10 protein-coding genes and 2 pseudogenes are annotated in these 9177 nt (G+C 43.2%); 3 read left to right on the top strand and 9 right to left on the bottom strand.

Going from position 1 to position 9177, the window contains the following annotated elements; translation table 11 throughout:
- The 3 genes and pseudogenes from BWI97_RS26060 to BWI97_RS29105 form a co-directional block, all read right to left on the bottom strand.
- Nucleotides 1–546: pseudogene (locus tag BWI97_RS26060) on the bottom strand (SDR family NAD(P)-dependent oxidoreductase); the annotation flags it as partial.
- 196 nt (nucleotides 547–742) lie between these two features.
- Nucleotides 743–1186: an aldo/keto reductase gene (locus tag BWI97_RS29110; protein WP_199182114.1), complete on the bottom strand. Its 444-nt coding sequence runs from the start codon at nucleotides 1184–1186 to the stop codon at nucleotides 743–745.
- Between the two features lie 22 nt (nucleotides 1187–1208).
- Nucleotides 1209–1721, bottom strand: coding sequence for an aldo/keto reductase (locus BWI97_RS29105; RefSeq protein ID WP_199182113.1), 513 nt, complete (start codon nucleotides 1719–1721; stop codon nucleotides 1209–1211).
- A gap of 387 nt (nucleotides 1722–2108) precedes the next feature.
- Between BWI97_RS29105 and BWI97_RS26050 the strand changes: the two genes are divergently transcribed.
- On the top strand, nucleotides 2109–2486 hold the full coding sequence (locus BWI97_RS26050) for a helix-turn-helix domain-containing protein (protein WP_094816130.1): 378 nt from the start codon (nucleotides 2109–2111) through the stop codon (nucleotides 2484–2486).
- 404 nt (nucleotides 2487–2890) lie between these two features.
- Here BWI97_RS26050 and BWI97_RS26045 read toward each other — a convergent pair whose 3' ends face one another.
- The 4 genes from BWI97_RS26045 to BWI97_RS26030 all read right to left on the bottom strand — a co-directional run bounded on the left by BWI97_RS26045 (nucleotide 2891) and on the right by BWI97_RS26030 (nucleotide 5514).
- Nucleotides 2891–3340, bottom strand: a complete 450-nt coding sequence (locus tag BWI97_RS26045; RefSeq protein WP_158242860.1) for a hypothetical protein — start codon at nucleotides 3338–3340, stop codon at nucleotides 2891–2893.
- A gap of 91 nt (nucleotides 3341–3431) precedes the next feature.
- Nucleotides 3432–3857, bottom strand: coding sequence for a nuclear transport factor 2 family protein (locus BWI97_RS26040; RefSeq protein WP_102203396.1), 426 nt, complete (start codon nucleotides 3855–3857; stop codon nucleotides 3432–3434).
- A 343-nt stretch (nucleotides 3858–4200) separates the two neighbouring features.
- Nucleotides 4201–4542: a DoxX family protein gene (locus BWI97_RS26035; RefSeq protein WP_094816126.1), complete on the bottom strand. Its 342-nt coding sequence runs from the start codon at nucleotides 4540–4542 to the stop codon at nucleotides 4201–4203.
- Between the two features lie 117 nt (nucleotides 4543–4659).
- Nucleotides 4660–5514, bottom strand: a complete 855-nt coding sequence (locus BWI97_RS26030; RefSeq protein WP_102203395.1) for an SDR family oxidoreductase — start codon at nucleotides 5512–5514, stop codon at nucleotides 4660–4662.
- 114 nt (nucleotides 5515–5628) lie between these two features.
- Here BWI97_RS26030 and BWI97_RS26025 point away from each other — a divergent pair, with 114 nt between their 5' ends.
- Complete coding sequence (locus BWI97_RS26025; protein WP_094816122.1) at nucleotides 5629–5991, top strand: helix-turn-helix domain-containing protein; 363 nt, start codon at nucleotides 5629–5631, stop codon at nucleotides 5989–5991.
- Between the two features lie 5 nt (nucleotides 5992–5996).
- The gene (locus tag BWI97_RS26020; protein WP_102203394.1) at nucleotides 5997–7418 is read left to right on the top strand and encodes an amino acid racemase; all 1422 of its coding nucleotides are present in this window, start codon (nucleotides 5997–5999) and stop codon (nucleotides 7416–7418) included.
- A 149-nt stretch (nucleotides 7419–7567) separates the two neighbouring features.
- On the opposite strand, the gene BWI97_RS26015 is transcribed toward BWI97_RS26020, so the two are convergent.
- Together BWI97_RS26015 and BWI97_RS26010 are read right to left on the bottom strand one after the other, a co-directional pair.
- Nucleotides 7568–8338: a hypothetical protein gene (locus tag BWI97_RS26015; RefSeq protein WP_158242859.1), complete on the bottom strand. Its 771-nt coding sequence runs from the start codon at nucleotides 8336–8338 to the stop codon at nucleotides 7568–7570.
- A 52-nt stretch (nucleotides 8339–8390) separates the two neighbouring features.
- A pseudogene (locus BWI97_RS26010) lies at nucleotides 8391–9177 on the bottom strand (NAD(P)-dependent alcohol dehydrogenase); the annotation flags it as partial.

The raw sequence follows: 9177 nt of genomic DNA, 5'->3' as shown, positions 1-9177 counted from the left end.
GATCCCTTCCATCATGGCTTCCATTTGACCCGTTTTAGAAAGACCGTCCATCACGCCTTTTGTTGCCGTTGGGCCGGGAGAAAGCACATTGACACGAATCCCCGTACCTCGAAGATCCTGTGCCCAAGACCGAGCCAGACTACGAATCGCTGCTTTGCTGGCACTGTATACGCTCATGGCCGGTGTTCCCATCGAAGCACTAATAGAACCGTTTAAAATGATACTACCACCTGCACTCATTAGAGGTAACGCCTTTTGCACAGTGAAAACAGTACCTTTGACATTAATATTAAAAATCTCGTCAATCGAAGCTTCCGTAATATATCCTAGTGGCTCCCACTGAGCAATGCCTGCATTGGCAAACAGGACATCAATTCTTCCATGTTTAGCTTTAATACTTGAGTAGAGCTGTTCAAGATCTTCAATTTTAGAACTATCAGCTTTAACGGCGGTAATCTGATCACCTAACTCAGAGACGGCTTCATCTAGTGTTTGCTGGCTACGTCCGGTGATGTAGACATGAGCTCCATGTTCCACAAAAAGCTTGGCTGTACGCCAAGACCAATCCCCGTATTACCTCCGGTAATTACGACAACCTTAGTAGCCAGACGTTGAAAATTTGCACTAATATTTTCCATATTCGATTAATGTGAAGAAACTTTTGATACTATTGAATTATAAGACTACTTTGAAAGGGTGCTCAATGAGATCCAGTCTATTGCCAGTCATCGCTTTTCTTTGGTCAGCTGAGGTAGATCAAGTCATAGGGATACCTTTGCCTAATGACGCTTGCTTGATCCAATCGATCGATTTGTGAAGGGCTTAATTGTAGCTCGGATGCTTTTAAATTATCGGCTAATTGAGTCTGTGTTCGAGGACCAATCACGGGAATGACACCCTTACTCATCGTCCAGGCCAGGGCCACTTGCCCTGGATTCGTACTCGTTTCATTGGCTATAGCGAATAGCTCATCGAGCACTTTTTCTGATAGTGAGGAGCCTTCATAAGGAATACTTCCCTTTAATGCAGTGGCTCGGCCCGTTTCTCCATTGCGATATTTACCCGTTAAGAGTCCTCCCGCTAAAGGCGACCAGGCCAGCACGCCCAAGCCAAATCCTTCTGCCATCGGAAGAAGCTCCCGCTCCGTTGCTCGTTGAAGTAGGCTGTATTCTAATTCAACGGCCACTAAGGGAGCCCACCCTCTAAGGTTAGTCAAAGTCGCCGCAGTGGCAATCACGCCAGGCCGGAAAATTAGATAGACCACCGTATACAATTTTTCCAGCTCGCACTAAGTCATCGAGCCCTCTGACCACTTCCTCTATGGGAGTATACGAATCATCCATGTGAGCAAAATAGAGGTCGATGCGATCGGTCTTTAATCGCTTTAGGCTAGCTTCCACCGCCTGCACCATATTCTTGCGATGATTGCCAAGGGTAGCTAGGGAGGGAGAAGCAACCGTATCACGCGTGTATTTAGAGGCAATGACAAAATCATTTCGTTTGTCTTTAAGCATTTTGCCAACTAATTGTTCGGATTCTCCCCATTGATAAGTATCGGCCGTATCAATCAGGTTTCCTCCCTGCTCAGCATAGAGTGAAATGATATTCGCTATTTCTGCTTCATCCACACCATAACCCCAAGCATTGCCAAAGATGGCCGTACCCAATGCTAACTCACTTACGGGCAAACCTGTACGTTGCCCCAATAGTTTGTATTTCATAGAATTGTTTTTTGACTTTTACTGACCTAGTATCGCAATTGCATCGGCTGGATTGATTGGGCTAGTTGACATTGCTTGTAATCGTGTTTGTCTTTATATAGTGATTTAGATTCCTGTATAGTTACATTCTATGTTACTGGTCCCCTTACTCCCTTTGCATCAAAGGATCTGGAGTTACTATACATAAATTCAGAGCAAAGAGAGTTATAGGGTTTGCAGAGTCCAGCACTTTTAAAAGATCAGAAGTCTTTTAGTGCTGGTTCCGTCCAATGGTATACACCATTGCTTTATAAGTAAAACGGGTAGGCCCGCTTACAAAATGAATTATATTTACTTACCAGTAGTTACTAACTGATCTTTAGAAACCTAATTGCGACTATTTCTGCTATGATAAAAAATCAAAAGTTTATCACTAATGCTGCTGACCTGCCTGAATGCATCGGCGATTTGAGTGCGGTTAAAGATGCACTCTACGCCATTGGTGGTAAGTGGAAACTTCCTATTCTAATGGCTCTGTTTGGAGGCAATCAGCGATTTAATGAGCTACTTCGTGGGGTGATTGGCATTTCGTCTAAAATTTTATCGAATGAACTAAAAGACTTAGAGGAAAACGGATTCATTCAAAGAAAGGTGATCGAGAGTTACCCTTTAGTCGTTGAGTATGAGCTTAAGCCTTACAGTTATACGCTGTTAGACGTAGTCATCGCTTTGAGTGAATGGGGGTTGATGCACCGCGAAAAATTAAAAAACGAGTTCTCGAGTTAGACCATATACCGCTTATGCATATACGTAAAAACTAAATACAAGCAACCGCCAAGTTATTACGATGACTTAGGGTAGAATCAGATTCTGAGTCTTGTTCCCTCCATTCGAGTAATGACTCAAGGCAGGGGAGTACACCTTTCCCTTTTTCAGTCAGCCCGTTTACAAGGTTGGGCGAGCATCGTGGTATACTGATCGCTCAATGAGCTAATGGGTTTCTAGCTCCCGCCGCATTTGAGATAATCGTTTTGAAGTGAGGCTTGATATTATTTTTTGCATAGAAAAGCCCTTAAACGTTGACATGCAAAGAATAACCTCGTAGTACACCTGGCGGTCCTGTTTTCTACCGTTTACCAATTGCTCTGCTTGTCTAATATTTATAGGCATTATTAAGATAGATCGCCAATCTAATCTAGATATTGTATTCGTATAGCTTCTTGAAAAGGTTCACTATTGAGTAGACTTCGAAGGTATTCTATCTCTGGCGTAGTCACTAAATGAAGGTTAACTCTTTCTTTCATAAGTAAAAGGAGCGTTATCCCCGAAGCAATTTGTAGCCTCTGTAACTTCCATTGCTTAAAATGCTCCGCATGAATCATTTGTGCGAGCAACGCTTCTAAGTGCTTTACCTGTTGGATGACATCATCGATGGCTAAATACTCCGGGCTATGTTGGATGTACTCTTTAAACTGCTCCAGAGAATATTCTTCTTCGATTGAAAAGAGAATATAAGTAGCCCTAAGCTCTTGCGTAGATACCGTTCTTATTGTACACTCGAACGGTCGTAATGAAGCGGGGCCAAGTAAATCAGCAAATTGCGGCTCAATTTTTGAATGAAAAATTTCATTTATATTCATAAAGTGTCTAGAAATTAGCTCCATATGATACGTATACGAGCAGAAACCCATACCTAATTATCTATCTAATTAAGTATGGGTTCAAGTAAGCTTATTGAGCTAAGGGTCTTGCTTCGACGATGACAAAATGTCCAATCCGGGCTTTGATGAACCATTTCCCATTTTCAAGTACGTAGGTGTCTTCGTATTTGACACTATAATCGGTAAGCACATCTGGGCCTTCAGAGCCGCGGATCATTTTGATTTGAGAGAAAGATACACCCGTAGCACTGGCTCCATCAATTTTTACAGTATGCTGGCCATTGAGCGTAAAATAGGTTTTTACCTGAGAAGCGTGGCCATTAAATTCATGCTCCAGGTTTTGCGTTCCCACGGTTTCAGCTACCAAATTACCATTCATGTAGACTTTATAGGTGGCATCGGGAGTGAATAAGCCCATCTGCTCCGAGATTTTTTTCTCATCCCCTAGATAAGCATAGGCGTCAATTAAATTTCTTAGTTCTTCTTTGGTTTGCAACGTTTCTGTAGTTCATGGCTTTTACTTGAAAGTATTTAAAATGAATGCTGTAAGTGCTCCCTGGCTTTTTGTCAATGGTACGTAACTCCTTGACAAGTTGGGATTTGCACTGGCTTGTGCTCTTACAAATGTAGGAGTCCCTGGCTTTCTAAAAACTTTAGTTACGTCAAGGTAATCTGCTTTTTAATAATTGACCAGTGACCTGGTTTCTTAGTACTGCTGTGGAGAGGAATGCATAAAATGAGAAGCAGGAACAACCGCCGTATTAACCTTGATAAGCTCAAACGAAAAAGGTGGCATACACTCGATTGATTGCTAGCTGAGTATAAAGGTGAGTGGTCGTTCATATAAATACAGAACGGTCTCTGAGAAAGGCAGTGGCCCAAATTAATACTAAAAGTACCAGAGCATTAGGATTCACTTGGTGGGAAAGTTCAGTAGCCAGGGCTCCCGCAAAATAGCAGGATAAAAGAATGAACCCGAGCTTCATCGTTTTAGGGAAGGCAAATAAAGCCGCAAAAATGATCTCGGCAAGTCCCAGCCCTAAGCGAAAAGAACCCACACCAACGGCTTCAAGCATATGGTTACCTTCAGGATTACCTGCTAACTTCATTACACCGCTCATTACCACCATGCCTACTACCAGCACCGTAAGGCCGGTAGAAATAATCTTTTTAACGTTCATAGATCATCTAATTCGAAATCATAAGGGGGGGGAAATAGCACGGCCTATGCCTTAGCGGTTGAACGCCTGAAGCTACAAGCCGTACTTTACTGGCTAGTTATAATGAATTAGGCTTTTTCAAAACGTTTCCACGCTCTCCGGCTTTCTTCCTAAAATCGTTTCCAAATCCCTAGAAGGAAAGTTAAATTCACCCTGAGCGATGGCCAGGCAGAACGTTGATGCCCCTTGGATGGCTTCCTCAGGTACACCAAAGCTTTTCAATTGCTGAGCGAATACTTCAGCGGAAGGCGAAACGTACTCAATGGTTTTGCCTGATAACCGGCTAAGCATTCCAGCAATATCATGAAAGGATTTAGCCGTTACGCCACCCAGTTCATAGATTTTATTTTCGTGGCCTTCTGTGGTGAGCAGTATGGCAGCAGCGGCGGCCATATCGTTCCGACTGGCAAAAGAGGTTTTGCCTTCTCCAGCGGGTAAGAAAATGGTTCCGGTTTCGACTACATTAGCTCCCATGAACATCGGTAAAATATCCGAGTATAATCCATGTTTTAAGATGGTGTAGGTAAGTCCCGAAGCTTGAATGAGCTGATCGGTTTTATAGTGAGCATCCCCTACCAAAGCAATGGGTGAAGTGCCATCTTCGGATTTACGCTGAGCACTCGTGTAAAAAATATGTCCTACGTTAGCTTCTTTAGCGGCTTTAACTACATTTTCATGCTGGGCCAAACGGTTGATGATTTCACTAGAAGAAACAAAGTATAGTTTGTCAAACCCTTGAAAAGCATTGACTAAAGAATTATAATCGCTATAATCCCCTTGCAAAACCGTTACCCCCTTTGCTTGCAGGGCTTCAGCCTTTGGTAAATCCCGAACTAAGACTGAGATCGAACTAGGGTCTACTTTGGTTAACAACTCATTGACTACCGCTGTACCTAAATGTCCGGTCGCTCCGGTTACTAAAATCGTACTCATGGGATTACCTCTTTTTGTTTTGATGAGACAAATCTAGCTATATTAGCATTCCAAAAGATAGCAGTTACCTTAAAGTAAGCAGTTACCTTCAGGTAGCCAGCTTTCTAAAAGAATATGAAAAAACGGGATCATTCGCAGTGTACGGGGGATTTACTACCCATTCGGGACGCTTTGGACGTGCTAAGTGGCAAGTGGAAGCTTCAGATTGTCATAGCTATTTCAGCGGGTAATACTCGTTTCCGGGAGATTGAGCGGGCCGTGACGGGAATTACATCTAAAGTATTAACCAAAGAGCTAAAAGACCTCGAAGAGCATCAGCTCATCAAACGTAGTGTTTATACAGGAACACCCGTGTTAGTCGAATATACGTTAAGTGAGTACGCTGAAAGCCTGGAACCAGTCATTAGGGCTCTGAGTGCGTGGGGAAAAGGACACCGCAAAAGGCTGATGCAACCTACTCCCCTTGATTTAAATTAAACTTTATGAAGACTTTCGGAATTGTTGGGGGATTAGGTACCTTATCAGGAGGAGATCTTTTCTTTAAATTATTGAAATCCAAAGCTGTACTGGAGAATCAGCAGGACTTTCATTTTCTCTTTGAGCAGCATCCTTATCAGCAAATGAATGCCCGGCTAGAAAATGAGGCCGATCTACACTCCCGTAAATTTTACGCGTACACCACCTGTAAAGCCTTCGAAGCCAAACAAGTAGATAAGGTTCTCTTACCCTGTTTTGCTTCTCATGGTTTTATTGATCAGCTTCAAACTGAACTTCAGATTCCCATTCTCAATCTCTTTGACGCCTTAAGTTACTACCTTAAGAATACCCTAAAAAAGGATGAAAAAGTAGGGATCATCGCCTCGGATTACGTAAAAAAATCAAAGCTGTTTAGTCGTTATTTTAAGGACTATGAGCTTGTTTTTCCCAGCTCGCAATCGCTCATTATGGAAGCGGTATATGGTCCGCAAGGCATTAAGAATGGATATTTAGAGGGCATATCCCTAGAGTATATTTATCAAGCCTGTCTGGAGCTTGAACAGACCGGATGTCGCGTGATTGTACCGGGTATTACTGAACTCTCTCTTCTTTGTGAACCCTTAGCTAGACGTGGTATTCGTCTGATGGATGTCAACCAAATATATGTAAACTACGCCCTAGCTAGTGAAATCCGCAAACCTTCTAAAGAATTTAAACTGGGAATTTTAGGAGGTGTGGGGCCAGCTGCCACCGTAGACTTTATGGCAAAAGTGATTAAAAACACCCCTGCTCAGAAGGATCAGGATCATATTAAAATGGTAGTTGAACAGAATCCGCAAATACCGGATCGAACGGCTCATTTATTGCGTAATGAAGCTGATCCTACGCTGGCGATGTTTTCTACCTGCAAGCAGTTGGAAGCCGAAGGAGCTCAAGCCATCGCCATTCCCTGTAACACGGCCCATGCCTTTATAGAAGCCATCCAGCCGCATCTGCGTATTCCCATTATCCATATGCTTCACGTAACCATTGAACATATTATCAAGCAGTATGGGAAAGCTGTAAAGGTTGGATTACTAGCAACGAGTGGAACTATTGAGAGCCAGGTATATCACGAAATCGCTAGTAAAGAAGGCTTGTCTCTATTAATTCCTGAGCCTGAATTTCAAAAAGAAGTTATGGCGAGCATCTATGGCCCTAAGGGAGTGAAAGCAGGCTTTTCGAAAGGACAATGTGTAGAGGACCTGACCAAAGCCATTGATCACCTAACTCAACGGGGAGCGGAAGTTTTGATTTTAGGTTGCACGGAATTACCGCTAATGTTTCCGGATCAAACCTCTATAGTGAGCCAAGGCAAAAGAGTCGAACTGGCTGATCCAACGACCCTACTGGCAAAAAAATGTGTACACCTGGCATTGAATGTTTGATACCCTACTGCCGAACTTTGATTAGTCTTAACATCATCGTTTACTTGAAGAGAGGTACTTACTACTCTTTTTTACAGACTAAAGCCCGATTATCAACCATTAGTCTGTAAAAAAGGAGTAGCTTACTTTCAGCGAGGCTGATGTAATCGTTACTGTTTCAAAGGCTTTGAATAACTAAACGCATTCGTGCTGATTTGGCTGTACGAAGGTTGTACGCCTTCTAACAACTGCAAGGTCTTGTTTTTACCTGCTCTGATTTCTAGTGAAAGGACTTTCCCTTGATGACCACTTGCAAGCCAGGGAATTTCCGTTAAAAGCATTTGTCCCTCCGTTGAATAGCTATAGATGCGGGCTAACCCCTCACTAGCAACGGCCTTGTCCATTTGCTTTTGCAAGGATAACATCAATCCTTCTTCTTCGCCTTCCCCTATGCTAGCCATTTGTTGATTTCCCCTGGTTTCAATCTTTATTTTTTTATGAATATAGGGGAAATTGTAAAAGTGCTTAAAGTGCTCCAACGCTTTAACATCACTCACGGCTCCCCAGATAGGCCAGTTCCCCGCTTGCTCCTGGCTCATTACTTCTAGATAAATAAAGGCAATACTATAGCTAGGGATACCGGACGTTTGATCAGTCGTATAGATTTCCATTCCCCCCGTTACAAGCCCCTGCTCATTACTTTTAACTTTTAGATTCGCAGTAACTAACGTTTGTGCATCACCGGCTTTTACTTGAAAAGCAATGGCCATGAAGTTGGAAGTTTTGGCAATATAAGGAGGTGGAGTCTGATTCATCTGAAGAGATTGAGCAGTTAATGATTGGGAAGAAAAAATAGCCCACATAACCCAGCTAAAGATCACAATGGATGGGGTAAGACCTAACGTCTGCCTTAGAAATGGATAACCTTTTCTAGATCTCATAGAATACGTCTCTAAACTTCAAAAAAATGATAATGACCCTAGGATTGGGCTATTAAAGAGTAGCCATATCAATGACAAATCGATAACGCACATCGCCCTTTAGCATTCGTTCATACGCAGTGTGGATGTCTTTGATGTCAATGAGCTCAATGTCGGAAACAATATTATGCTCCCCGCAGAAATCCAGCATCTCCTGCGTTTCAGCAATGCCCCCGTTGGCTGAACCTGCGATACTTTTCCGACCTGGAATCAAGCTGAAGGCCGACAAAGCGGAAGGCGTTGGCGGAGCTCCTACGCAGATATGCACACCATCTACTTTAAGTAAAGCCAGATATTGGTTATAGTCGTGCTCGGCGGATACCGTATCCAAAATAAAATCAAACGTAGAAACCGCTGTTTGCATCTGACCAGGATCGCTGGTGACGATAAAATGATGAGCCCCTAACTTTTTGGCTGCATCTTCCTTCGCTGGCGAAGTACTCAATACCGTTACTTCCGCCCCTAAAGCTAAACCAAACTTGACGCCCATATGCCCTAATCCACCCAGTCCCACTACGGCCAGTTTGTGTCCTTTACCAACCATCCAGTGCCTGAGTGGAGAATACGTGGTGATTCCTGCACATAATAAGGGAGCCGATGCCGCCAGATCTAGGTTTTCGGGCATATGCAACACAAAATCTTCGTTTACGACGATAGTGTTGGAATAGCCTCCGTAGGTGGGGGTCTTTTTATCCTGCTCTAAGCCATTGTAGGTCTGACTATTTCCATTCAGACAGTACTGCTCTAGACCATTGCTGGCAATTTTCGCAGGTTCGGCAGGAATCGACCTGGCAACCCGT

The sequence above is a fragment of the Siphonobacter sp. BAB-5405 genome, from assembly GCF_002872335.1.
GTDB lineage: Bacteria > Bacteroidota > Bacteroidia > Cytophagales > Spirosomataceae > Siphonobacter.
The sequence above is the reverse complement of the archived record's forward strand: the minus strand, read 5'-3'. Positions and strand labels throughout refer to the sequence as shown.

What these genes read in the sequence shown, in the direction of transcription:
- BWI97_RS29105 (WP_199182113.1), bottom strand. Translation starts at nt 1,721, where the DNA reads ATGAAATACAAACTATTGGGGCAACGTACAGGTTTGCCCGTAAGTGAG.
- BWI97_RS26050 (WP_094816130.1), top strand. Translation starts at nt 2,109, where the DNA reads ATGATAAAAAATCAAAAGTTTATCACTAATGCTGCTGACCTGCCTGAA.
- BWI97_RS26045 (WP_158242860.1), bottom strand. Translation starts at nt 3,340, where the DNA reads ATGAATATAAATGAAATTTTTCATTCAAAAATTGAGCCGCAATTTGCT.
- BWI97_RS26035 (WP_094816126.1), bottom strand. Translation starts at nt 4,542, where the DNA reads ATGAACGTTAAAAAGATTATTTCTACCGGCCTTACGGTGCTGGTAGTA.
- BWI97_RS26030 (WP_102203395.1), bottom strand. Translation starts at nt 5,514, where the DNA reads ATGAGTACGATTTTAGTAACCGGAGCGACCGGACATTTAGGTACAGCG.
- BWI97_RS26025 (WP_094816122.1), top strand. Translation starts at nt 5,629, where the DNA reads ATGAAAAAACGGGATCATTCGCAGTGTACGGGGGATTTACTACCCATT.
- BWI97_RS26020 (WP_102203394.1), top strand. Translation starts at nt 5,997, where the DNA reads ATGAAGACTTTCGGAATTGTTGGGGGATTAGGTACCTTATCAGGAGGA.
- BWI97_RS26015 (WP_158242859.1), bottom strand. Translation starts at nt 8,338, where the DNA reads ATGAGATCTAGAAAAGGTTATCCATTTCTAAGGCAGACGTTAGGTCTT.